This is a genomic window from Aquabacterium sp. (assembly GCF_035476535.1).
In the GTDB taxonomy this organism is placed as follows: Bacteria; Pseudomonadota; Gammaproteobacteria; order Burkholderiales; family Burkholderiaceae_C; genus Pseudaquabacterium.
Genome location: NZ_DATILJ010000228.1, coordinates 20871 through 45502, shown reverse-complemented (window position 1 = coordinate 45502; position 24632 = coordinate 20871). Strand labels below are relative to the sequence as shown.

Annotated in this window: 19 protein-coding genes; 6 read left to right on the top strand and 13 right to left on the bottom strand. The window is 68.8% G+C overall.

Annotated features, from left to right (window positions below; genetic code table 11):
* Positions 1-76: 76 nt before the first annotated feature.
* The 9 genes from VLK61_RS22865 to VLK61_RS22825 form a co-directional block, all read right to left on the bottom strand.
* Positions 77-886 (bottom strand): citryl-CoA lyase, encoded by an 810-nt coding sequence (locus tag VLK61_RS22865; RefSeq protein ID WP_325424296.1) that lies wholly within the window; start codon positions 884-886, stop codon positions 77-79.
* A gap of 12 nt (positions 887-898) precedes the next feature.
* Entirely contained in the window at positions 899-1804 is a 906-nt protein-coding gene (locus VLK61_RS22860) for a dioxygenase (RefSeq protein WP_325424294.1), read from the bottom strand.
* Between the two features lie 11 nt (positions 1805-1815).
* Positions 1816-3417: an amidohydrolase family protein gene (locus tag VLK61_RS22855; protein WP_325424292.1), complete on the bottom strand. Its 1602-nt coding sequence runs from the start codon at positions 3415-3417 to the stop codon at positions 1816-1818.
* Positions 3398-3820: a YciI family protein gene (locus tag VLK61_RS22850; RefSeq protein ID WP_325424290.1), complete on the bottom strand. Its 423-nt coding sequence runs from the start codon at positions 3818-3820 to the stop codon at positions 3398-3400. Before VLK61_RS22850 ends, VLK61_RS22855 begins: the two co-directional genes overlap by 20 nt.
* 95 nt (positions 3821-3915) lie before the next feature.
* Positions 3916-4938, bottom strand: coding sequence for a uroporphyrinogen decarboxylase family protein (locus tag VLK61_RS22845; RefSeq protein ID WP_325424288.1), 1023 nt, complete (start codon positions 4936-4938; stop codon positions 3916-3918).
* Between the two features lie 23 nt (positions 4939-4961).
* Positions 4962-5666 (bottom strand): ABC transporter ATP-binding protein, encoded by a 705-nt coding sequence (locus VLK61_RS22840; protein ID WP_325424286.1) that lies wholly within the window; start codon positions 5664-5666, stop codon positions 4962-4964.
* Positions 5659-7458 (bottom strand): branched-chain amino acid ABC transporter ATP-binding protein/permease, encoded by a 1800-nt coding sequence (locus VLK61_RS22835; RefSeq protein ID WP_325424284.1) that lies wholly within the window; start codon positions 7456-7458, stop codon positions 5659-5661. The genes VLK61_RS22840 and VLK61_RS22835 overlap by 8 nt, the downstream gene beginning before the upstream one ends.
* An 86-nt stretch (positions 7459-7544) precedes the next feature.
* Entirely contained in the window at positions 7545-8411 is an 867-nt protein-coding gene (locus VLK61_RS22830) for a branched-chain amino acid ABC transporter permease (RefSeq protein WP_325424282.1), read from the bottom strand.
* A gap of 7 nt (positions 8412-8418) precedes the next feature.
* Positions 8419-9633: an amino acid ABC transporter substrate-binding protein gene (locus VLK61_RS22825; RefSeq protein ID WP_325424280.1), complete on the bottom strand. Its 1215-nt coding sequence runs from the start codon at positions 9631-9633 to the stop codon at positions 8419-8421.
* A gap of 136 nt (positions 9634-9769) precedes the next feature.
* Here VLK61_RS22825 and VLK61_RS22820 point away from each other — a divergent pair, with 136 nt between their 5' ends.
* Positions 9770-10675 carry a LysR substrate-binding domain-containing protein gene (locus VLK61_RS22820; RefSeq protein ID WP_325424278.1) on the top strand — a complete coding sequence of 302 codons (906 nt, stop codon included), beginning with the start codon at positions 9770-9772 and terminating at the stop codon, positions 10673-10675.
* On the opposite strand, the gene VLK61_RS22815 is transcribed toward VLK61_RS22820, so the two are convergent.
* From VLK61_RS22815 to VLK61_RS22800, 4 genes are read right to left on the bottom strand one after another with little or no spacing between them, the layout of a single operon-like run.
* Entirely contained in the window at positions 10623-12062 is a 1440-nt protein-coding gene (locus VLK61_RS22815) for a class I SAM-dependent methyltransferase (RefSeq protein WP_325424276.1), read from the bottom strand. The genes VLK61_RS22820 and VLK61_RS22815 overlap by 53 nt on opposite strands.
* Positions 12062-12874: a hypothetical protein gene (locus VLK61_RS22810; RefSeq protein ID WP_325424274.1), complete on the bottom strand. Its 813-nt coding sequence runs from the start codon at positions 12872-12874 to the stop codon at positions 12062-12064. The genes VLK61_RS22815 and VLK61_RS22810 overlap by 1 nt, the downstream gene beginning before the upstream one ends.
* On the bottom strand, positions 12871-14349 hold the full coding sequence (locus tag VLK61_RS22805; RefSeq protein WP_325424273.1) for a methyltransferase domain-containing protein: 1479 nt from the start codon (positions 14347-14349) through the stop codon (positions 12871-12873). The genes VLK61_RS22810 and VLK61_RS22805 overlap by 4 nt, the downstream gene beginning before the upstream one ends.
* Before the next feature lie 15 nt (positions 14350-14364).
* Positions 14365-18048, bottom strand: coding sequence for a glycosyltransferase family protein (locus tag VLK61_RS22800; protein ID WP_325424271.1), 3684 nt, complete (start codon positions 18046-18048; stop codon positions 14365-14367).
* Between the two features lie 169 nt (positions 18049-18217).
* Between VLK61_RS22800 and VLK61_RS22795 the strand changes: the two genes are divergently transcribed.
* Genes VLK61_RS22795 through VLK61_RS22775 form a run of 5 tightly spaced genes read left to right on the top strand, consistent with a single transcriptional unit; the run spans position 18218 to position 24630 of the window.
* On the top strand, positions 18218-20425 hold the full coding sequence (locus tag VLK61_RS22795) for a class I SAM-dependent methyltransferase (protein ID WP_325424269.1): 2208 nt from the start codon (positions 18218-18220) through the stop codon (positions 20423-20425).
* Positions 20426-20435: 10 nt separating this feature from the next.
* Positions 20436-21599: a hypothetical protein gene (locus VLK61_RS22790; RefSeq protein WP_325424268.1), complete on the top strand. Its 1164-nt coding sequence runs from the start codon at positions 20436-20438 to the stop codon at positions 21597-21599.
* On the top strand, positions 21596-22402 hold the full coding sequence (locus VLK61_RS22785; RefSeq protein WP_325424267.1) for an ABC transporter permease: 807 nt from the start codon (positions 21596-21598) through the stop codon (positions 22400-22402). The genes VLK61_RS22790 and VLK61_RS22785 overlap by 4 nt, the downstream gene beginning before the upstream one ends.
* Entirely contained in the window at positions 22399-23052 is a 654-nt protein-coding gene (locus VLK61_RS22780; RefSeq protein WP_325424265.1) for an ABC transporter ATP-binding protein, read from the top strand. The genes VLK61_RS22785 and VLK61_RS22780 overlap by 4 nt, the downstream gene beginning before the upstream one ends.
* 45 nt (positions 23053-23097) lie before the next feature.
* Complete coding sequence (locus VLK61_RS22775; protein WP_325424263.1) at positions 23098-24630, top strand: glycosyltransferase family 4 protein; 1533 nt, start codon at positions 23098-23100, stop codon at positions 24628-24630.
* Positions 24631-24632 lie beyond the last annotated feature (2 nt).

The window sequence follows — 24632 nt, the reverse complement described above, 5'->3', positions numbered from 1 at the left end:
ATCGTGCGCACCGGGCCGGGGTAGCGCTGCAGCACCTCGGCGGCGTTCATGGTGGGTGTCGCGCCTGGGCTCACGCTCAGTCCTTGGGCGTCCAGCCCGCGGGCAGCGGCCCGGTGTAGCGCAGCTCGCGCGTGGCCTGGTAGGACAGCGCGAAGCCGATCGGCTGCGCCAGTTCTTCGACCAGGTGGCCGATCAGCCCGGCGGTGCGCGCGAGGATGGGCACGCCCTTCAGCGCCTCGAGCGGGAAGCCGACGTCCAGCAGCACCGCGGGAATCGCCGCCGAGACGTTCAGCCGCAGCTCGCGGCCGGTGATGCCCGGCAGCACCCGCTCGACGGCCTCGGCGATGGCGACGAAGCGCCCCGGCGTGCCGGCCTCGGCGGCCACCTCGAACAGCCGCGCCACGCGTGGATCACGCGCCTTGTGCAGCGGGTGGCCGTAGCCGGGAATCGCCTGGCCGGCGGCGCGCAGTTCGCGCACCCCCTCTTCGGCTGCCACATCAAGCGCGAGTTCACGCTCGCTCGCCAGCGCATCGATGCGCGCGAACAGCCGCCCTGCCGTCTCCGACGCGCCGAGGATCACCGAGCCGCAGCCCAGGATGCCGGCGGCCACCGCACCCTGCAGTGCGTCCGGCGCAGCGGCCAGGGTCATGCGGCTGGCCTGCACGCTGGGCACCAGGCCATGCTCGGCGATGGCCACCAGCGTGGCATCGAGCACGCGGCTGGCCATCGCGCTCGGCCGCTGGCCGGTGACGAGCAGGAAGAAGTAGTCGACGAAGCCCAGCTTGCCGATCAGGTCGCGGCAGAGGTCTTCGCCGCGCACGACGATGGTCTCGTCGTCCGATGTGCAGATGGCCGATGCGGGCACCGTTGTCTTGCCGATCTTCATGGCGTCAAGCCCTCAGGCCGCCCTGGCGAGGTGGAAGTCATAACGCGCGGTGTGGTAGGCACGGTCCATCACGCGCCCGTCCGGCGCGGTGCCCGGCGGGTGCTTCTCCCAGGGCACGACCAGGCTGTTGCGAACGCCGAACACGACGTCGGAATCGAGGAACGGGCTGTCCGACGGAAACAGGTGCGTGGTCACCGGCACGTAGCACTCGGCGTAGACCATCGCGTGGATGTGCCCGGGCCGGTTCGGGTGCCGGCCCATCTTGTTGATCATGTCGCCGACCGGGCCGTCCATCGGGATCGGGTAGTAGGTCGGCTTGATCGACCAGAAGCGGTAGCGGCCCTGGTCGTCGGTGTGGAAGCGTGCGCGCAGCCGCATGCCCACCTCGCCTCCCCTCTGCATGTCGTACACCCCCTCGCCGTCACCGGACCAGACGTCGAGGCAGGCGTTCGCGATCGCTTGGCCATGCGTGTCGCTGACGGTGCCGCTGTAGTAGGCCGGCTCGCCGGGCAGGCCTTGGCCGATGTCGCTGCCCGCCGACAGCACCGGCGAGCCTTCCCAGTAGAACGGGCCTTGCACCGTGGCCTCGGTCGGCATCTCGCGCAAGGCCGGGTCGGCCAGCGCCTGCTTCGATCGCCGTGCCTGCTCGAGCCCGACGACCAGCATCGACACGCCCAGCGTGTCCGACAGCAGGATGCATTCCTGCCGCTGCGCGCTGCAGGTCTGGCCGACGCGCGTGATGAACTGGATGGCGGCCATCCATTCTTCGGGCTTCAGGTCCACCTCCTTCACCAGCGCATGCAGATGGCGCACGACGGCGGACATGATCTCCTTGTAGCGCGCGTCGGCGTTGCCTTCGAATGTGCGCAGCACGGCGGCAGTGAGCTCATCGATCTGGGGTTCGGTGGACGGGGCCATGGTGAGTTCGCTCAGTTCGGATTGAACAGGTCCTGCGGGATGCCGGCGGCGCTGAAGATGTAGTCGCGGGAGGCTTCGAGCTGCTGGCGCAGGCTCGTGAGATCGGCGTCGAGCAGGCGGCCCTTCCACTTGCGCACCTTGCCGGCGACGATCACCGTCTCGACGTTGCCGCGGTCCATCAGCGATACCACCGCGCCGGGCACGTGGTTCAACGGCGCCACGTTGATCGCCTGCGCGTCGAGGATCAGGATGTCGGCTTCCTTGCCCGGCGTCAGCGAGCCGACCTTGCCGTCCAGCCGCAGGTGCTTGGCGCCGTTCATCGTGGCGTAGCGCAGCACGTCGCGCGTGTTCAGCAGCCGTGGTGTGCCGGCCGGCGGCGTCGGCCACCAGTTGTCGCTGGCGAAGCCGGGGTCCAGGATCATCTGGTTCACGACCATGCGCTGCATCGTCATCATCGAGCGCATTTGCGTGAAGAAATCGGCCGTCATGGTGCACTCGACATCGGTGCTCAGCGACGGCTCGATCCCCAGGCTCTGCATCTTCAGGATGGGCGGCGTACCGTGGCGCATGTTCATCTCGATCGGCACCGCCAGCGAGATGCCGGCGCCGACGTCCTTCACGCGCTGCCAGGCCAGGTCGGACATGCCGGTGAAGTGCACGAACAGGTTGTCCGGGCCGATGCCGATGTCCTTGTTGACGCCGCCCTTGCCTTGCGCCAGCAAGTCCATGATGGGCCGGATGCCGAACGGCGACAGGATGTGCGCCACCACCTGCAGGCCGAGCTGGCGGCCCAGCGTCCAGGCCTGGGTGTAGGTCGGTGCGCCGAGGTAGACCTCGCCGCCCATGGTCATGCTCACCAGCTGGTCGGACGAGGAGAACCATTTCTGCTTCAGCCGCGTCGCGTCCTGCGGGTAGGCGTAGGCCGGGCCCGGTGTGCCGCCGGCGCCTTCGAAATAGCCCAGCGCCGCGCGGCGGCCGGTGTCGAACAGCGCCTGCGCCACCGCGTCCGAATGCTCGGGCGTGTGGTGGATCTGCGAGATGTCGTGCACCGTCGTCACGCCATGGTCGAGCTGGCTCAGGCCCCCGAACAACTCGTTGATGTAGACGTCCTGCGGCCGGTACACCGGCGCGAAGCGCGACAGGATGTACTCGAAGTAGGTCTGGTTGCCGCTGGGCGTGTTCGAGCCGTCGTTGATCAGGATGCCGTCGGCCAGCCAGGCGCGCAGCGCGGTCTCGAACTGGTGGTGGTGGGTGTCGATGAAGCCCGGCATCACGATGCGCCCGCGCGCGTCGATCACCGGGATGCCGGGCGCCGCGAGGCCGGGCCCGACGGCGAGGATCTTCTTGCCTTCGACCAGCACGTCGGCGCTGACGAAGTCGCCGACCGTCGGGTCCATCGACATCACCGCGCCGCCCTTGATCAGGTAGCGCACGCCGCGGCGGCCGCTGCCCTCGGGCGCGCGTGGCTCGGCGGCGGCCAGCGCCGGGCGCGGCGCGAACAGCGCCAGCCCGCCGGCGCCGGCCATCGTCGCCGCGGCGGCAGTGGCCTTCAGGAAACCGCGCCGGGCATTCCAATGCGGTTGCGGGCGGCCTTCATCGCAGAGTCTGCACATGTCCGTTGTCTCCTGGATCGTCGTGGTGGTGTCCCGCCGCGGTGGACCCGGCGGGTGGGGCTGCGCCTTCGCGCACTTGAAGGTCACCGCCGGCACCGATGGCCGCGGCCGGGAAGCCGGCCTTCTGCGGCCACAGATTGGCGAAGACGTGGACCGCGACGCTGGCGTACAGGCCGGCGCGCGTGAACGGCTCGCCGGCGAGCCAGGCGTGAGCGGCGTCGCGGCTGTCGAAGTCGATCGCCAGCAGGCTGCCGATCATCGTCACGCCGTCGTCGCGGGTCAGCGGGCCGGCAAACGCGATGCGGTCGCCCACCTGCGCGAGATAGGCCTTGTGTGCGCTCCGCACGCTCTGGCGCAAGGCGGCGCCGTCGGGCCGGTCCATCAACATGAAGGCATAGATCACGTCAGCAGCTCCAGGTGCATGGCGAGACTCCCGGAATAACGGTAGATCGCTCCGCAGCCAGCATCGAAGACTTCGTTCCGAGCGGGAATGGGCACTCAGCCGTAGCGGCGGCGCAGCAGCTTCGCTGCATCGACCATCGCGGCCAGCTTGCCCGCAGCAGTGGCGCGCGGGATGTACTTCATGCCGCAGTCCGGCGCCAGGATCACGTTCTCCGGCGCGATGTAGGGCAGCGCACGCTCGATGCGCGCGACGATGGTGGCGACCGATTCGACCTGCGGGTCCGACAGGTCCAGGCAGCCGACCATCACCTTCTTGCCGGCCAGCGGCACGAGTGCGCTGCAATCCAGCTGCGACTGCGCGGTCTCGATCGAGACCTGCCGGCAGCTGCACTGCGCCAGCTCGGGCAGGAAGGAATAACCGCTGGGACGCTCGTGGATGATGGCCGCGTAGCCGAAGCAGATGTGCACCGCCGTCGTGCCGCTGATGCCTTCGAGCGCGCGGTTCAGCGCCGCCAGGCCATAGCGGCGCGCTTTCTCGGGCCGCGCCTGCATGTAGGGCTCGTCGATTTGCACCACGTCGGCGCCGGCGGCGAAGAGGTCGCGGATCTCGGCGTTGACGGCGGCGGCGTAGTCCATCGCCGCTTCTTCCTCGCTGTCATAGAAATCGTTCTGCGCCTGCTGCAGCATCGTGAACGGTCCCGGCACGGTGATCTTCACCTGGCGCTGGGTGTGCGCGCGCAGGAACTTCAGGTCGTCGACCTCCACCGCATGGCGGCGGCTGATGCGGCCGACGATGCGCGGCACCGGGTTCGGGTGGCCAGAACGATCCAGCGCGCTGCCGGGCTTGTCGAGGTCGACGCCGTCCAGCGCGGTGGCGAAGCGGTTCGAATAACTCTCGCGCCGGATCTCGCCGTCGCTGACGATGTCCAGCCCCGCCTCTTCCTGCGCGCGGATGGCGATCAGCGTTGCGTCGTCCTGCGCCTGCTCCAGGTACTGCGGCGGAATGCGCCACAGTTCGCGGGCGCGCACCCGCGGCGGAAAGCGGCCGGCGAGCTTTTCGCGGTCGATCAGCCAGTCGGGCTGCGGGAAGCTGCCGACGATGGTGGTGGGGAACAGCATGGCGGATCCTCCTGCTCAGGACATCAACTGCCGAGATAGGCGCGGCGGATCTCGTCGCGCTGCATCAGCGCGTCGGGCGTGCCCTCGGCGACCATGCGGCCTTGTTCGAGCACGTAGGCGCGGTGGGCCACGCGCAGCGCCATCGCGACGTTCTGCTCGACCAGCAGCACCGCCGTGCCCTCGGCGTTGACGCGCTGGATGGCCGAGAACATCTCGCTGACGATCAGCGGCGACAGGCCGAGCGAGGGCTCGTCCAGCAGCAGCAGCCGCGGGCAGGCCATCAGCGCGCGGCCGATGGCCAGCATCTGCTGCTGGCCGCCGGACAGCTCCGCCGCGGCCTGGCCGAGCTTGGCCTGCAGCGCCGGGAACAGCGCGAGCACCGAGGCCATCGACTTCGCACGATAGGCTTTCGCCGCCGGCAGCAGGCTGCCGATCTCCAGGTTCTCGCGCACGCTCATGCCGCCGAACAGCCGCCGGCCCTCGGGCACGATCGCGATGCCGGCCTCGCAGAAGCGGTGCGGCGGCAGCGCGGTGATGTCGCGGCCTTCGAAATCGATGCGGCCGCCGCGGCTGCGCAGCATGCCGGCCAGCGCATGGATCAGCGTCGTCTTGCCGGCGCCGTTGGGGCCGACGACGCACAGCAGCTCCCGCGGGCGCAGCACGAAGCTCACGCCCCACAGCGCCGGCGCCGGGCCGTAGGCCACCTGCAGGTCGTGCACCTCAAGCATGGTTGCGCTCCGGGGGCTCGGCAGCGGGTGGCTGCGGCGTGGGCGGCTGCGGCGTGCCGAGGTAGGCCAGCATCACCTCGGGCCGCTGCATCACCTCGGCGGCCGGGCCGACGGCCAGCAGCTCGCCGTGGTCGAAGACGATCACACGGTCGGTCAGCGCCATCACCGCGCGCATCACGTGCTCGACGAAGATCACCGTCGCGCCCTGGTCGCGAATGCGCCGCACCAGCGCCACCGCATCGTCGATCTCGCTGGGCGTCAGGCCGCACAGCACTTCGTCCAGCATCACCAGCCGCGGCCGCGAGGCCAGCGCGCGGGCAAGTTCGAGGAACTTGCGCTGGTGCAGGTTCAGCGCGTCCGGTTGGGCATGGGCCTTGTCCTGCAGGCCGGCAAAGGCCAGCCAGCTCATTGCCTGCGCACGCGCCGCCGCCGGCGTGGCCAGGCCGCCGCCGAACATCGCCGCCAGCGCGACGTTGTCCAGCACCGTCTGGTGCGCGAAGGGCCGCGGGATCTGGTAGGTGCGCGAGATGCCGGCCCGCGCGATACGGTGCGCGGCGCGGCCGGCCAGTTCCTGCCCTTCGAAGACCACGCTGCCGGCGCTGGGCAGGTGGTGGCCGGTGACGGCATTGATGAAGGTCGACTTGCCCGAGCCGTTGGGGCCCAGCAGGCCGAGGATCTCGCCGCGCAGCACCTCGACATCGACACCGTCCAGCGCCTTGACGCCGCGGAAGGACTTGCTCAGCCCGCGCGTGCGCAGCAGCACCTCGCCCGGCGCCGGCGGCGCGACGCTCGGGGTCGCCGGCACCGCCGGTGGCGAGACGCTCAGGGCCACCGGCACCGCCGGTGGCCGTCGGCGCGGCAGCAGGCGCTGAAGACGCGGCAGGATGCCGTCCGGCATGAACAGGATCGCGGCGATCAGGATCACGCCGACCATCGCCTTGCCGGCGACGGCATGGTTGGCCGCGGTGAAGCTGTACAGCAGCAGCGTGATCGCCACTGCGCCGATGGCAGGCCCGGCCCAGTGGCGCGTGCCGCCGAGCACGCTCATCAGCACCACCGTCAGCGGCACGGTGATGGTGAAGACCTCGCCCACCGTGACATAGGACAGGAACAGCGCGTGGATGCCGCCGGCCACGCCGGCCAGCGCGCAGGAGATGCCCAGCGCCGCCAGCTTGTAGCGGTAGGTCGGCACGCCCATCACCTCGGCCGCGTCCTCGTCGTCGTGGATGGCGAACAGGCCGGCGCCGAACTTCGTCGTCGTGATGCGCCAGGCGACCAGCAGCGTCAGCGTCGCCGCGGCCAGCGCCAGCAGGTAGAAGGTCGACGAGGGCGTCGGCCCGATGGCCGGCACCGGCACCGCGGCCAGCGAGACGCCGTTGCCGCCGTCGATCGGTGTGTTGACGATGATCGTGCCGAGCACGAAGGTCACCGCCAGCGTCAGCAGCGCGAAGACCTCGCCGCGGATGGCCTTGACGCGGAACACCACCGCGCCGAGTGCCAGGCCCAGCACGCCGGCAACGCCCGCGGCCACCGGCAGCGTCCACAGGAACGGCCACTCATAGCGCGACAGCAGCGTGCTCGTGGTGTAGATGCCCGCGCCGAAGAACGCGCCGTGGCCGAACGAGAAATAGCCGGTGTAGCCCGACAGGATGTTCCACGAGGTGGCCAGCACGATCCAGTGCAGCACCAGGTAGAGCAGCGAGTCGTAGAAGGCCGGCAGGCCGAGCCGGGGCACGAAGGACAGCGCGGCGGCCGCGGCGGCGATGGCCAGCGGTGTGCGCAGACCTTCCAAGCGGACGCCGCGGATCGGGCTCTGCCCGGCCGCTGGCGGCGCCCCCCTGGGGGGGAGCGCCGCAGGCGCTTCGGGGGGGTACAAATTCATGCCGCTCTGCCCGGACGGAACAGCAGGATCGTGATCAGCAGCGTGAACGACACCAGCGGCGCCCACGAAGGCGCGGTCACCGCCATCGTCACCGCCTCGCTGATGCCGATGACGATGCCGGCGATCAGCGGCGCCAGCGCGCGGCCCAGGCCGCCCAGCATCACCGCCGCGAAGACGACGCCGATCCAGGCGTAGATCTGCGACGGCGCGAGTGTGAAGCCCAGCGCCAGGCAGACCCCCGCCACCGAGGCCAGCGCCGAGCAGGTGCCGGCCAGCAGCAGCGCGTTGCGCCGCTGGTGGATGCCGAAGGCGGCGGCGATCGGCGCGTCTTCGGCCGAGGCGCGCAAGGCCTTGCCCAGGTCGGTGTAGCGCAGCACGGCCCAGACGCCGAACGACAGGCTCACGGCCAGCGCCAGCGTGATCAGCTCCGGCAGCGGCAGGTACAGCCCGAGCCACTTGAAGCGGTGCTCGCCGTAGGCCGACTCCAGCTTGCGGAAGTCGGCTGTCCACACCGACTGGATCAGCGCCTCGATGATGCCGGTGAGCCCGAAGCTGAGCAGCAGCGAATTGAAGGGCGTGATCGCGAAGCGGGCCAGTGCGGCCTGCAGCGCCGCGCCGATGGCGAAGAACAGCGGCACGATGATCAGCAGCGACAGCAGCGGGTCCAGGCCCATCGTCGCCATCTGGTAGCACAGGTAGGCAGCGAGGAAGGCGAATCCGAAGTGCGCCAGGTTGATCAGCCGCAGCAGCCCCCACGACAGGCTCAACCCCAGCCCAAGCAGGCCATAGAGCGCGCCGACGAAGACGCCGGACAGCACGCTTTGCGCCAGCAGCGTGGCGCTGGGCATGGTGAATCCCGACATGGCGCCGTCAGTTCGACAGCAGCTTGGTCCCGCCGGCGGTGAACTCCTTCGGCCAGACCACGGCCCAGCGGCCGTTCTGCACCTGTTTCACGCGCATCAGGTCGTCACCGTAGTTGCCGGGGCCGTCGAAGCGCAGCTTGCCCTGGATGGTGTCGACGCGGTTGGCCTTCAGCCAGGCGGCGATGGCCTTGTCGTCCAGGCTCTTCGCCGCCGCGACACCGGCGGCGAGGATCTGCCAGGCCGTGTACGAAGCACCGGCCTGCACCTCCACCGACGGGTCGGGCAGCTTGGCCGCGGTCGCGCGCTCACGGTAGAGCGTGATGAACTCGGCCGCGCCCGGCGCGTTGCTGAACGGCGGCTGCTCCTCGAAGATCGTCACCGACAGTGCGTTCTTCGCCTCCGGCAGCGAGACCAGCGGGCCCGGTGCCGGGTACAGGTAGAAATGCTGCGGCGGCTGGTACTCGATCTTCTTCATCGCGTCGAGCAGCAGGTTGCCGTCCAGGCCGATGGCGCCGACCCAGACGAAGTCGGGCTTCGCGTCCTTGATGCGGTTGGCAATCGGGCCGAAGTCGCGGTTGCCGAAGTCCCACTCGAGGAACAGCACCTCGTTCAGGCCGCGCTTCTTCAGCACCTCGCGCGCGCCGGCGGACATGAACTGGATCGACGGGAACTTGCTCGTCACCACGGCCACGGTCTTTGGCGGTTTGGGGCCGGCGGCCAGCGCCTCGAACACGGTGTTCGGCACCGTGCTCGCGGGCTCGGAGCCCAGCGACCAGGCCGGGAACTGCATGTCGTACTTGGCCAGCGACGGGATGCCCAGCGTGTGGTGCACCAGCACCTTGCCGTAGCGCTGCGCCACGCCCATCGCCGAGAGGATCGCGCCGGTGGCGTAGGGCCCCAGCAGCAGGTCGACCTTGTCGGCCGTGACCAGCTGCTCGTACAGCGTGCGCGCCAGGTCGGGCTTGCTCTGGTCGTCCTTCAGCACCCATTCGAGCGGCCGGCCGAGCCAGCCGCCGCGCTTGTTGACCTGCTCGACATAGATCTCGCCGACGATCTTGTGGATCTGCGCGGTGGCGGACAGCGGCCCGGTCAGCGCCAGCGTGCTGCCAATGCGGATGGGCGCGCCCTGCGCGCGCGCCAGCCCCCAGGAGCCGAGCCAGCTGGCCAGGCCGGCCAGGGAGAAACCGAGCGCGCTGCGGCGCTTGACCAGGCGGGTGTGCATGCCGTGTCTCCTCTGTTGTTCGTGCCCCCGGGGTGCCCGCGGGGTGATCTGCGCAGGATAGACATCGCCGGCCGTTTGAACAGTGATGAATCTCCATCGATATCATCGACGGCATCGATCATCTCGAAGGGTTTTCATGGAGCTGAGGCATCTTCGCTACTTCGTCGCCTTGGCCGAATGCCTCAGCTTCACGCGCGCCGCCGAGCGTGTGCACGTGACCCAGTCGACGCTGTCGCACCAGATCCGCCAGCTGGAAGACGAGATCGGCCAGGCGCTGTTCGAGCGCATCGGCAAGAAGGTGGTCACCACCGAGGCCGGCCAGCTCTTCCTGGCTTACGCGGCACGCGCGCTGAAGGAGGTGGACGCCGGCATCGCGATGCTGCGGCCGACGGCCGACGACCTGACCGGTCAGGTGCGTGTCGGCGCAACGCACACCTTCAACATCGGGCTGATCCCCGAATGCGTGGCGCTGTTCCTGGCCCGCCACCCGACGGTGAAGGTCTGCATCGAGGAACTGCCGGCCGACGACATCGGCGTGCAGCTGCATTCGGGCGATCTCGACCTCGGCATCGCCTACCGGCCCAGCGGGCCGACCGACCTGAGCTTCGAGCCGCTCTACAACGAGGAGATGGTGCTGGTGGTCGCCGAGACGCACCCGCTGGCCGGCCGGCGGCGCATCCGCATGGTGGAGCTGCACCAGCAGCCGCTGGTGCTGCTGCCCGCGCGCTTCACGACCCGCACGATGCTCGACGAATGCTTCGCGGCCTGCGGCGCCGAGCCCTCGGTGGTGGCGGAGATGTCGACGGTGGCGCCGATGATCGGCCTCGTCCAGCGCGTGCCGGTGGGCACCATCGTGTCCGCGAACGCCGTGCCGGCGGAACTGGCCGGCCTGCGCACCGTGCCCATCGAGAGCCCGACCCCCATCCGCACGCCAGGGCTGCTGTGGCGTGCCCAGGGCGTGAAAGCGCCGGCCTTGCAGGCATTCGCGGTCATCGTGCGCAAGACGGCGTTGCGGCTGCAGGCGCGGCAGCGGCCGGGCTGAGGGCTTCCCGCGCCGCGGCCAGCTCGGCCTGCAGCGCATCGACGCGCGACGTCACGGCGTCGAGCCGGGCTTGCAGGGCCGCGTGGCGGGCGTCCATCGCCACGACCACCGCGTGCATGAAGTCCGGCAAGGGCGTCAGCTGCACGACCCATCGCGCACCGGCACGGACGGCGGCCCAGGTGTCGGACGGCAGCGCCAGTTCGAAGCTCGGATCGCTGCTGGTGGCCAGCATCAACAGCTCGCCTGGCGAGGCCGCGTCCGAGACGAAGCGCAGGTTGCGCGTCGCCTGCAGCACATCATGCCGGCCGTCCCAGGTCCACAGCGTCCGGTGTTGCGAATCGGTCAGATGCATGCTGTCGAGCCGGGCCAGCCCGCAGCAGTCGGCGAAGTCGAAGCGCAGCCCGGCAACGCCGCCGCTGCCCAGGTCCGAGAGCACGAACGACAGCAATTGGCGCCGGCCATCGAAGCAGATCGGCAGTTCGCACGACTCACGCTCGGCAAAGTCCGCACCGGCGCCGCGCCAGAACAGCTGGCTGCTGGCCCAGCGGGCGCCGCTCGCGGCCTGCGGCGACAACGCGGCCGGCCCTGGCAGTGTCACCGTTGCGCCGCTGTCGCCGCCGGGCCGCCTCGGCAACAGATGCACCGCGCTGGTCGGCGGCGGCTGCGCGAACAGGCGCGCCGCATCACCCTCGGCCGTGCGGGCGAGAAACTCGTCGTAGCCGATCAAGCCGATGTAGTCCTCGCGCCGTTCGGCGAAATGGAAATAGTCGATGTCGTGGTCGATCGCGTAGTCGAGGTTCAGATCGATGTTCCAGACCAGGCCGACACCAAAATCCTCGTCGACGGTGATCGCCCGCTCGCGGTTGTGCGCCCTGAACACCGCAAAGGCCTTGTAGGTCTCGCCAACCCAGGCGTCGGGCTTGCGTTGCAGCGTGGTCTGCGAAAACAGGCCCGGGTTGCAATCGTGCACGACGAGGAAGCCGCCCGGCCTGAGCAGGCGAGGCAGCAACTGCAGTGCCTGGTCGACATCGGGCCGCACATGCACCGGGTCGAAGAAGATGAGGTCGAAGCGCTCGCCCTGGTAGCGCTCGAGCAGGCGGTCGAGTGGCAGGATCGCGTCGATCTCGGCGTCTTTCGCCACGTCGAGCAGGCGGCGCAGGTTGCCGGCATCCAGGTACGAGCGCTCCGGCTGGTAGGCCCTCTCCTTGTGGGCACAGACGATCTCGCCGTAGTAAGTCGCGCCGTCGAACTTGTTGTATTCGAGGTAGCGCTCGAGCCGGTGCTGGCGGATCAGCCGGTTGATGATGTCGCCCTTGGTCGGGCGGTGCGGCACCTCGGTGGCGGCGACATCGGTGTCGGTGGCCGCGGAATTCGGCGGCGACACCATCAGCCGCGGTCCAGCGCAAACAACTCGGCCGCCGGCAGCCAGCGCACGCAGTCGAATTCACGGCTGACATCGACCAGGCGCTGCATGAAGGCCCAGGCATCGTCGCCCATCGGCCGGTGATGGCTCAGGATGCCCAGCGGCGGCGGCTCGGCGGCCTCGCGGTGCTCACGCAGCACGGCCACCAGCACCTCGACCAGCGCGTCGACCGGCTGGCAGCGTATCGGTGGCTGGGGCGCCCATTGCAGGATGTCGAGGTGGCAGTCAACCGCGCGCACCGCGACATCGGTCCCCCGCGTCTGGCCGCGGTACTGGGAGATCCCGCGCAGGCCCAGTTCGGGCAGCAGCGTCAGGGCATCGCTGCGAAAGCGGTTCCATGGCGGCACGAACACCGGCACGAAACGATCGCCGAACAGGCCGGCCATGCGCTCACGCCCGCGCCGCAGGTCCTCGGCCACGGCGTCGAGTTGCCGGGCGGCGCCGAACTCGCTGGGCGCTGCGCCGTCGGCTTCGTGGTTGCGATGCTGCCAGCCATGCTGGCAGAACGACAGGCCGGTGAACGCCGCCGTGTCCGCGGCCAGCGCGTCCGCCGCCTGGCCCGGAATCACCGCCACCAGCGCCGGCAGCGCGTTGCGCGCGGCAAAGTCGGCCAGCCGGCGCAGCGCCGGCGTGTCGGCCACCAGATCATCGTCGCGCCACCACAGCGGGCAACAACGCCCTGCTGCCTGCCACTGCGCCAACTCGCGGCGCAAGGGCTCGAAGGCAGCGTCGCCCTCAGCGCCGGCGAGTGCACAGGTGCTGTCCATCGCGCTCATGCGTCGATCTGCACGACACGCGCGCCGAGGCCGGCAGTACGCAAGCAGGCGGCGATGCGCGCGGCGTCAGCGCGGTCCTTCAGGAACAGGTGCACGACCTCCTGGGTGCCGGTGCAGGGATCGGTGCCTTCGATGGCCATCGTCGTCAAACCCTTGTCCTGGCAACGGAAGTGGGCGGCCAGGTCGGCACCGTACAGATGCCAGCAGCCGTGCGGCCCGGTGGGTTCAGCATAGTCGATGCAGCGCGCGCGGGACAAGGGCGCCGAAAAGCAGGCCAGCAGCATGCCGCCCGGTGACAACACGCGCGCCAGCTCGTCGAACGCCCGCTGGTCGTCAGGCACGAACTCGATCACATGGCTGAGCGAGACGAAGTCGTAGGCGCCGCTGTCGCGGGCGATCGCCTGCACATCCAGGCTGTTCTCGCCGCCGTAGACCGAGACCTCATAGCGCGCGAAGGACGCGGCATCGACGCCGTTGTCGGGACTGAACTGCAGGCCACGCCGGCCCTCGAAAAGCGCCGGCGGCAAGGCCTGGAACAAGCCACGAATGATGCGCTGGCGCTCCAGCGCACCGCAACGGCGGCAGTGCGGCGGCGCCCCGCTGGTGGCCATTCGGCCGAGCGGCCCGGGGCCAAAATCGCTGCCGCCGCAGACGGTGCAGGACGGATGCGCCGGCAGCTGGTAGTGCCGCCGGCGTTCTTCGATCAGCCGCTGCACATAGCGCCAGCTGTGCGCCTCGCCGATGTGCGCCGGCGCTGCCAAAGTCCAGTCGGCGGCGTAGCCCAGGCGCCGCAGCAGCGGGTCGATGCCCGGACGCAGCGCCTCGACGTCGGCCGCCGTGAACCAGTGCCGCCAATCGCCGGCCGCACGGTGGCGAGCGACCCGGGCGTGCTCCGCCGGCACGTCCACTTCAGCCGGCAGGGCCAGTCCGAAGGGTCTGCCCCACGCCGGCAGGCGCCCGGCCACGATGTCTTCGTAGCGCAGCCGCAGCCAGTGCTCGCCCAGATCGGCTTCAAAGTGCGCGAAGTCTTCCAGCTTGCGCAGCGAGTCAGCGACGAAGGGCCCGATGCGCGTGTCGTCGAACAGCCGGGCGATCTCGATGAGCGGTAGCGCCGCCGGGGCCTGCTGCTTGCGCTGCAGCAGGTCGATCAGCTGCGCGCAGAAGGCCGGGTCGGCCAGCTGGGGCGGCAGACTGGCGATGGCATACAGCAAGCTACTGACCAGGCTGTCGCGAGGGTCGCGCAGCAACACGATCTTGTGATCGACGCCCAGGGCAGCGGACAGGATGTCGGCCGCGGATTCGTTGTCGAAGATCACTTTCGCGACGACCGGCCCCGCCGGGTCCCGCCGCAAGGCAGCGCTCAGCTGCGCTGCCGGCTCCTCGAAGAACAGCCGCGGACGATCGAGCGCATCGGCCAGCGCGCTGAACAGCGCCGTGCTGCCGCTGCGGGCCGTGCCGACAATGAGCCAACGCATTGCGACGGCCCGCCTTCAGCCCGGCACCGACAGCGCGGCCACCGTCGCGAGGATCGCGTCGACCCGATGGTCGAAGCTATGGTGCGCGCGGATCAGGGCTGCCAGCTGTGCGCCGCGTGCGCGGCGGCCGGCTTCGTCGTGCAGCAGCGTGCGAACCCCTTCGGCCAGCGACGCCGGTGAATCGAAGTAGGCCACCGCATCGCCGAACAGTGCGCGGCAGGCCGGCATGTCGTCGGACAGGATCGTGGCGCCGCAAGCCCCGGCGTCGAAGAGGCGGTTCGAGACGAAGCCTTCGCTGCGCATGTCGGGCCAGTGATCGTTCAGCACCACCTTGGCGCCGGCGTAGTAGCGCTGCAGCACGCGGTTCGGCACATGGCTGGCCCTCAGCCGCGACGGCGGCAGCAGGCCCTCCCACAGCGCGCCATAGACCGCGACATCGACACCGGCGTCCAGCGCGAACTGCACCGCATCGCGGCGCTGGCCGCGCGAATTGCCGACGAAGATCACCTCGCCAATGTCAGGCAGTGGATCCGAGTCCGCTGGCGCGGCCACCCCGGCGCTCGGCTCGGCGTCCGACACGGGATGGAACAGCGCCGGGTCGGTGCACTGCAGCAGCGTCGAGACCTTGTCCCCCAGGCGCGCGGCCAGGCGCTGCGCGTAGGGTTCCGAAGCGACAAAGACATGGTCGTAGCCCTGGCATTCGGCGAGGCTGACCTCGTCCGGATGGCTGATCAGCCACATCAGGTTGATCGCGGTCGGCTGCGGCTGGTACGCCGACAGCCCGCGCAGCACGATCACGACATCGTCGCCGGCACCGAGCCCGCTGTTCCAGTCCGGCAGCAAGTCGATGCGAACGAAGTGCCCGCGCCGGCGCAGCGCGCGCTGCAGCGCCAGCGCGAAGTGATAGTCGCCCCAGCTCTCGCACTCGGCGCGGGAGGGCACGCCGATCTTGATGGCAAAGCGCAGCGCACGCTCGGCAAACTCGCCGAGCACCTCCTTGAACAGCCGGGCGCGGTGGTCGTAGGTGTGGTGTTCCAGCACTTCGCGGTGCAGCTTCTGGGCCAGCGCCTCACGCTCCTGCGGCTGCGCCAGGTAGTACAGCACCAGTTGCCGCAAGGCCTCGCCGTCGCTGAAGGTGGGCAGTTCACCGCCGAACAGCTCGTCGCCGCCGCCGACGCAATTGGTCAGCACCAGCTTGCCGCAACCCAGCGCGTCGAACACCCGCGAGTTCAATGAGTTCCAGTCGCGCGTGACAGGATGCGAATCGTCGAGCACGATCTTCGCCGACGAATAGATCTCCGGCAATTGGGTGTAGGGCACCGCGCCGCGCCAATGCGGCCGCCATTCGGGAACCTGGTCCCAGCGATGGCCATAAATCGCGAAGTCGATGGCCTCGGCGTCGAGCCAGGTCACCGCATCCCGCGGTGAACTCCAATTGCTGCCGGTGAAGGCCAGGTCGCTGGCCTGGTTGGCCACCGGCGGCTTCGGCGAGAAACGCCGCGCGTTGGTGGCGATCGGCAGCAGCGTGGCACTGCGGCCGGTGCGTTCGGCGATGTAGGCCATGCCCTTGCGCGACGAACAGAAGATCAGCTGGTAGGCGCCGAAGTACGGCGAAGCGACCCATTGGTCGACGCGGTTGCGAACCCAGGCGACGGTCACCAGGCCGGGATTGGCGTCGCTGATCTTCTGCACCTGGTAGTCGTAGCACATCACCACGGCAACATCGGCGCCGCTCAGCGCGTAGGTGCGCATCGTCGCGAACATCACCTCCCAGCCATGCAGCCGGCGCAGCGATTCGGCGAGCTCGACGGCGGTGAAGAAGTCGCCGGCCGCGGTCGACAAGTGCGCTTCGGTGACGACGAACACCACGCGCAAGGGCGTGCTGCGCCAGAAGGTCTCGCCGCGCACCAGCGAGGCCAGCACGGTGCGCGGCAAGTGCCGGCCAAAGCGCCGGATGAACAGCTTGCGATTGGCCAGATGCTGCTGCGTGGTCTGGCGCCGCCCGCGCTCAGGCGCCGGCAGCTTGGCTTCGCGCGTGGCGCTGCGGTTGTGCAAGGCCACCGCGCTGGTATCGGTGATGACCTTCTTGCCCAGCTTCAGTTGCAGGCCCAGGCACAGGTCGACGTCTTCCATGCCGTAGACGTAGCCCTCGTGAAAGCCGCCGAGCTGGCGAAAGTCGGTTGCGCGGCAAATGAACAGCGCGCCGGTGCTGGCCGGCAGATGGTAGGCGGCGGCGAGCTCGGCTTCGCTGCGCTCGCCGATCTCCATCGGTGTGTAGTAGCGGATGTCGGTGCCCGGCAGCTTGCCGCTGGTGTCGAATTCGACGCCCTGGTGGTGCGTGATGTAGCCCCAGCGGCCCGGCCCGGTCTTCAGCGGCTCCAGCAGCTTCAGGCCGACGCCGCCCACCGTCGGATCATCCAGATGCGGCAGCATCACCGAGAAACAGTCATGCAGCATCACCAGGTCGTTGTTGGCGAGGGCCAGATAACGACCGCGCGCGAGACCGGCCGCCAGGTTGTTCGATGCCGAGAATGAATGGTTGGCGCCGCGTTCGATGATGCGCAGGTCCAGCGTGTCGGCCGCGGCGCGGGCCAGCGCCAGGCTCTCGTCGGTCGACCCATGATCGACCAGGATGACTTCGAAACTGTGCCGCCAACGCACCCGCTGCAAGGACTCGAGGAACTGCTGCAGCAGCGACGCGCCGTTCCAGTTCAACACGATCAGCGACAGCAAGGGCGCGGCGGTGTCGGTGTCCGCGCGGTCCGGCGCGTCGCTGCCGCGCTGGGGCGCCGCTGAACGCCAGACGCGAGCCGGCGGCGCGTAGGCAAAGTCGCGGGCCTCGGCCGCCGCAGGCAGTTGCCCGAAGTGGTCGACCAGCGGAAACAGCACCGGCGCCGCGCTGCCGTTGAGTTGGAAATCAGTGCCCGTCACATGCACCCGGATGTTGCGCGGCTGCCCGTTCATCAGTCGCAGCGGGAACTTGAACAGAAAGATCTGATGGCCGTCGCGCTGATCCGAGCGCACGCGCGCGGCAAAGCGATTGGCGCTGATCAGGCCGACGCATTCGTCATCGACAAAAACCGACAGGCTCACCGGCCGATCCGGGTTCTTGCGATCGAATGCCCAGCCGTGCACCTGGCTGTTCGACAAGCCTTCGACACGGCCTTCGTAGCGTGCGGCCGGCGCAATGCGCTGCAGGTCGGCGCGCGTCAGCGTGATCGACTGCGGCACCGCTTTCGTGCGGCTGGCCTCGCGACCATTCACCAGCACGCGAATGGCATGGGCATGGCCGTCGTAAAGGGATTCCGGAAATGAAATCTGGTATCCGTGCGCACCAGTGATCTCGAAGGACTTGTTGACGTCGCTGCGCGCAATGTTCGCGCATACCCTCAAAAGCGCCTGATGACCATCCCACAGTTCAACCATCAGTGATTCGCCGGCTTTCGCGACATCGAAGGCCCAGCCGGCCACGCCGTCGGTGTCGATGCGGTCGATCTTGCCGCGTGCCATCGACAGTAGCCCGGCCCGAGCGCTGCTCAAGGCCTCGTCGGACGGATCGGCGAAGTCCGGCTCGACCCGCTCCCCGTGTTCGTCAGGCGCTGTGTGCGGCGTCTGCGCACTCGCTGGGTCGGCGCTGGATTCAGCGCCGGTTTCAGCTGCCACGACGGTGTCTGCGCCCGCCTGCGTGCCGTGTTCCATGCTCACTCCCTGTGCGTCCGCCGCCGATCCGGTTGGGTCGGCAAGAGGACATCATGGCAGCCCGAATCTGGCGGCCCCGGCATTCTTATAGCATCCAATGCACACATAATTCCAGCCACGTCGTGTTAGCGTTAGCGCCAGTCCTCGCACCTCACGGAGAACGCCGAGCATGCTGTTTCGCAGTCTGCAGAAAGTCGACGACGACGCGTTGTTCGTGCATGTTCATGTGCCGAGAACAGGTGGCACCTCGTTGCGCTTGTTGCTGAGCAAAACCTTCGGCAGCGAGCGTTGCCTGATGAACTACGCGGGTGAGATCGACCAGTGCACGACGCAGCAACTGTCGCGCATCTGCTGCGTTAGCGGCCATGTCGAATACGGCATGCACCGCCACTTTGCGCGGGCGCCGCTGTACCTGACGGTGCTGCGCCATCCGATCGATCGCTACCGCTCGACCTACGCCACCTTCCTCGGCAACCCGAAGAGCCCGTACCACGAGGCGGCCTGCCGCCTCGACATCAATGCCTTCCTGCGCGAAGCGCTGGACAGCGACGTGCCGGGCCTGCGGCGGCAGCTGCACAACCTGCAATGCCGGCTGGTCTGCGGCGAACCCAGCTTTGGCCGCGCGCGCGAGTTCATCGACGAGCGCTACTTCCTCGCCGCGCCGTTTCCGCGGCTGGCCGACATGGTGCACCTGCTGTGGTCCAGCCTCGGTTGCCCCGAGAGCCTGTTGCCGCGCGTGCACGACACCGAAGCGCTGGCCGACGAGCAGGCCGAGCGCATGCAGCTGAGCCCGGACTCGATCGATCTGCTGATGCAGTCCGAAGCCGAGGATGCGCTGCTGTACAGCCATGTGCAGAAGAGCTTTGCCGCACTGGTGCATGCCTGCCGGCCGGCGAGCAGGCCGCTGTCGAGGGCGCTGCCATCGCCGCCTGCCGCGACGATGCCGCCACCCGAGCTGCGCTTCATGGCCGAAAGCGACGACGTCTTCTTCACCCAGGCCGACGGGCTGGCCGGCAAGGTCCTCGGCCTCGTCGAGGCAGCGCGCGGCAGCCTGCCACGGCGGCTGCTCGACATCGGCTGCGGCTACGGCCGGCTGGCCTACGGCTTGCGCAGAGCCGCGTATGATGGCCGTTATGAAGGCTTCGACATCCTGCAGCGCCACATCGGCTGGCTGAACGAGCACTTCGCCGCCGGTGCCGACGACGCGCAGCGCTACCGCTTCGACCATGTCGACCATCACAACGAGCGCTACAACCCGGCGGGTGGTCCCTTCGACGAGGCGGCCCTGCCCTACGCCGCCGCGTCGTTCGACACCCTGGTCAGCCTGTCCGTCTTCACGCACATGGACGAGCACGATCTGGTCCGCTACCTCGGCGCCCTCTCGCGGCTGCTGGCAACCGGCGGCACCTGGGTCACGACCTTCTTCTGCCTGCCCAGCGGTTTCACGCTGCAGGACGTACCCGGCGATGCAGCCCTGGCGCCGACCGCGCAGGTGTCCGAGCATGCCTTCGTGCACAGCGCCAGCGATCCGCTGCACGTGATCGCCTACACCGAAGACTTCCTGCTGCGGCAGTTCGCCCGCCACGGCCTTGAAGTGATAGACCAGCGCAAGGGCAGCTGGCTGACACGGCGCGATGCCCTCGAAGGGCAGGACTGGTTCGTGCTTCGCAAACGTGAGGCCTGGAGCGCCCGCGAGATCCGGCTCGCGCAGCGACCGTCAGTGCGCTGCAACATCTGCGGCTCGACCGAGTTCGGCCTCGGACCGAACGACAGAACCTCGGTGAATGGCCAGCTGCCGCGTTGCCTGCAGTGCGGCTCGCTCGAACGCCATCGCATCGCGCGCCGCGTGTTCCAGGCCTTGCCGCACGACTTCATCAACTGGCGCAGGGCCTTGCAGTTCAGCCCCGACGGCGGCCTGGACGGCGGCTGGTTTCGCAGCTGGGAGTTGTCGGTCTTCGAGGGCGCCAACAGCCTGGACATCCAGGCCATCGATCGACCGGACGCCAGCTACGACTTCCTGTCGCTGAGCCATGTGCTCGAAAGCGTTCCCGACGATCGCATCGGCTTCGACGAGCTGTGCCGCATCCTGTCGCCGGCCGGCCTGCTGCATGTCACGTTCGGCGCGCCGCTGCAGCGCGACAAGACGCTCGACCTCGACGCGCCGCAGCACGCCTGGAAGGCGCACCACCTCTATGGCCGCGACCTGACCGAGCGCTTCGGCTGCGCACGCAAGGGGCTGGGTGTCGTCGTCGTCGAAGCCGCCGATCCCTGCACCGGCGTCAACGAGCCGATCCACCTGTTCATGAAGGACCCGGCAGACGTTGCACGGGTGCACGACTGGCTGCGCCACAGCGGCGAGCCCTTCCTCCTCAGCTGAGCGACAGACCATGGAACGCATCGACGCGATCGTGCTGCAGCCCGTCGACATGTCGACGCCGCCACCGCCCAAGCCCCAGCGCCGCTGGTGGCACACGCCCGGCCCGACTTTCATCGTCACGGTGCTGCTGCCGACGCTGGTGGCCAGCGTGTACTACGGGCTGATCGCGACCGACCTGTACATCTCGGAGTCCCGCTTCGTCGTGCGCAACCCGCAACGCAGCGCGCCCAGCGGGTTGGGCGCGCTGTTGCAAGGCACGGTGTTCTCACGCTCGCAGGACGACACCTACTCGGTGCACGACTTCATCCGCTCGCGCGACGCGCTGCGTGAACTGGACCAGAAGCTGCAGGTGCGCCGGGCCTACAGCCACGAGGGCATCGACCGGTTCCAGCGCTTTCCGAGCCTGGACTTCGACGCCAGCTTCGAAGCCCTGCACCGCTACTACCAGCGCCGCGCGGTGATCGAATACGACAGCGTGTCGTCGATCTCGGTGCTGCGCGTCGCCGCGTTCAGCGCCCGCGACGCCCACGACATCAACGACCTGCTGCTGCAGATGGGCGAGCGCCTGGTCAACAACCTGAACATCCGCAGCCGCGAAGACCTGATCAAGGTCGCGCAGCAGGAAGTCGCGCAGGCGCAGGCGCAGGACGCCAAGGCGGCGCTGGCGCTGTCGGCCTTCCGCACGCAGCACAAGCTGCTCGACCCCGAGCGCCAGGGCGCGCTGCAGCTGCAGGGCATCGGCAAGCTGCAGGACGAGTTGCTGCAGGCCCAGACGCAGCTGGCCCAGGTGCAGCGCATTGCGCCGGACAACCCGCAGGTGCCCATCGTCGCCAACCGCGTGCGGCTGCTGCAGGACGCCATGGCCGAACAAACCGCCAAGCTCGTCGGCCGCGATGCATCGCTGAGCGCGCGAGCGCCCGACTACGACCGCCTGGTGCTCGAAAAAGGCTTCGCCGATCGCCAGCTGGCCAGCGCGCTCGCGGCGCTGGAGACGGCTCGCAACGAAGCGCAGCGCAAGCAGCTCTACCTCGAACGCCTGGTGCAGCCCAACCTGCCCGACGTCGCCATCGAGCCGCGGCGCCTGCGCTCGGTGCTGGTGGTGCTGGTGGTGGGCCTGGTGCTGTGGGGTGTCGCGAGCATGGTGCTGGCCGGCGTCCGGGAGCATGTCGATTGAGCCTGGCCGCATCACCACCACCGCCCACGCTGTGGCGCTCGCTGTGCATCCAGGGGCGCGTCATCCGCGCGCTGTTGCTGCGCGAGACCATCACCCGTTTCGGCCGGCGCAACCTCGGCGTGCTGTGGCTGCTGGTCGAGCCGATGCTGTTCACGCTGGGCATCTCGGCGTTGTGGGTCGCCGCCGGCTTTCAACAGCATGCGAACCTGTCGATCGCCGCCTTTGCGCTGACCGGCTATTCGTCCGTGCTGATGTGGCGCAACACCGTCAGCCAGTGCACCGATGCGCTGCACGCCAACATCAACCTGCTGTTCCACCGCAATGTCACGGTGCTGGACGTGCTGCTCGCCCGCATCGCGCTGGAAGCCTGCGGCGCCACCGGCTCGTTCATCGTGCTGGGCGTGATTTGGGTCGGCCTGGGCGCGGCGCCGCCGCCGGCCGATGCGCTGCGCCTGATCGGCGGCTGGTTGATGCTGGCCTGGTTCGGCGCCGCGCTGGCGCTGCTGGTGGGCGCGGCGACCAGCTACAGCGACATCGTCAGCCGCTTGTGGAAGCCGATCGCTTATCTGCTGTTTCCGCTGTCCGGCGCGGCCTTCATGGTCGACTGGCTGGCACCGGCGGCGCAGGAGATGGCCTTGTTGCTGCCGATGGTCCACGGCGTCGAGATGTTGCGCGCCGGCTATTTCGGCGACGCGGTGCAGACGCACTACGACCCGGTGTACCTGGCCGAAGCCAACCTGCTGCTGCTGTTCTTCGGTTTGGTCTTGCTGCGCAATGCCTCGCGCCGCCTGGAGGCCAAGTGATAACGGTCGACCACGTCTCCAAGGTCTACCGCACGCGCCAGGGCCTGCGCACGGTGCTCGACGATGTCAGCCTGCGCCTCGCTCCCGGCCGCAACGTGGGCATTCTCGGCCGCAACGGCGCCGGCAAGTCCACGCTGATCCGGCTGCTCAGCGGCGCCGAGGCGCCGACCTCCGGGCGCATCCGCCGCGGCATGAGCGTGTCGTGGCCACTGGCCTTTGGCGGTGCGTTCCAGCCCAACCTGACCGGGCTGGACAATCTGAAGTTCGTCTGCCGCGTCTATGGCGTCGACCACCGGCCGCTGCTGCCCTTCGTCGAGGATTTCACCGAGCTGGGCAGCTACCTGCGGGAGCCGGTCGGGCACTATTCCACCGGCATGGTTACGCGCCTGGCGTTTGCGCTGTCGATGGCGATCGAATTCGACTGCTTCCTGATCGACGAGGCGATGGTCGTCGGCGATGCGCGCTTCCACGAACGCTGCCATGTCGAGCTGTTCCACAAGCGGCGCGACCGCGCGTTCATCCTGGTCACCCACGATGCCCCGGTGATCAAGCTGTATTGCGAATCGGCCTGCGTATTGCACCGGGGCAAACTTTTGCAATTCCCTTCGGTGGACGCTGCTTTTGATTTCTATCAATCGGCACCGGCCTGATGCCGTGAAAACTACGATGCCTGACTTCGAAAGAGCCGGCGCGCCGTGAAGATCCTGCTCGAGATGCGGCCGGCGCTCGAAGGCCATGCCGGCATTCCCCAAGAGACGCGACTGACGTTCCAGGGCTTGAACTCGCTGCCCGGCGTTTCAGTCGACGGCCTGATCCAGTCCGGCGGCCGCGTGCTGGCCAGCGGCCTGCCGGCGCGGCGCCTGGGCCGCTCACTGAACGGTCACCCGAGCGGCCACACACTGCCGCGCGACGTGCAGCTGAACCGGCTGGCGCAGGTGGTGATCTCCTTGCGCGAAAGGCCGGGCGGGCTGCTGCCGCGGCGGCTGGCCGATGCGCTGGCCGCCGCCCGCAGCGGGCTGTCGCTGGTGGCCGGCCAGCTCTTCGGCAGAACGCAGGAACTGACGCACTTCGATACCTCGCATTACCGCGATTTCATCTGGCAATCGATGTTCGCGAAAACGCTGCATCCGCGCCACTTCGATGCCGTCGCCGGTGCGTCTTACCGCGTTGCTGCCGTGCCCTGGGGCGCCATGCACCGCTTCGGCATGTTGACGCGTGCTTTGTCGGGAAGGGCCCGCTACCCCCACCTTGACACGCGCGGCTATGACGTCATGATTGCCGAGACACCCTACCCTGGCCGGATGACACGCGGTACCGCGCTGGTGGTTCGTTATCACGATGCCATCCCTCTGCTGATGCCGCACACGATCTCCGATCGAGCCTATCACCAGGCCTCGCACTACCAGGCGCTGCGCAGCAATGTGCTGCAGGGCGCCTACTTCTCCTGCGTTTCCGATGCCACGCGCGCCGATCTGCTGTCGATCTTTCCGCAGGCCGCGGCGCGCGTGGTGACCATTCCGAATGCCGTGTCGGAGGCCTATTTCCCGGAGGAATCGCCGCGCGAGCGGGTGCCCGACATCCTGGCCCTGCATCGCCACGCCACGATGCTGCGCCGCGCCGACGCGGGCTATGCCCACGACGCCGAGCGCAACCGCTACGACGACTCCGATCCCTCGTTCGACTATCTGCTGATGGTGTCGACGCTGGAGCCGCGCAAGAACCACCTGAGGCTGCTCTCGGCCTGGGAACGGCTGCGTTCGAACCCTCGCCACCGGCGGCTGCGGCTGGTGCTGGTCGGCATGCTCGGCTGGGATCACAAGCCCATCGTGCAGCGCTGCCGGCCCTGGATGGGCAGCGGCGAGGTGATGCTGCTCGAGGATGTGCCCGCCGACGAACTGCGCCTGCTCTACCGGCATGCCGCGGTCACCGTCTGCCCCAGCTTGTACGAAGGCTTCGACTTTTCGGGCATCGAAGCCATGCGCTCGGGCGGCATCGTCGCCGCATCCGACATTGCCGCGCATCGCGGCGTCTTCGCCGACGCGGCCGCGTACTTCAACCCCTACTCGGTCGAAGCGCTGGCCGCCGCGCTGGAACGCCTGCTGGGCGAATCACGCGAAGGCGTGCGGCGCGAACTGATCGAGGCCGGCGCGCGCAATGCGCTGCGATTCCTGCCGGAGCGCATTCTTCCGCAGTGGCACGATTTTCTGCGCAGCGTGACCAGCGCCTGATC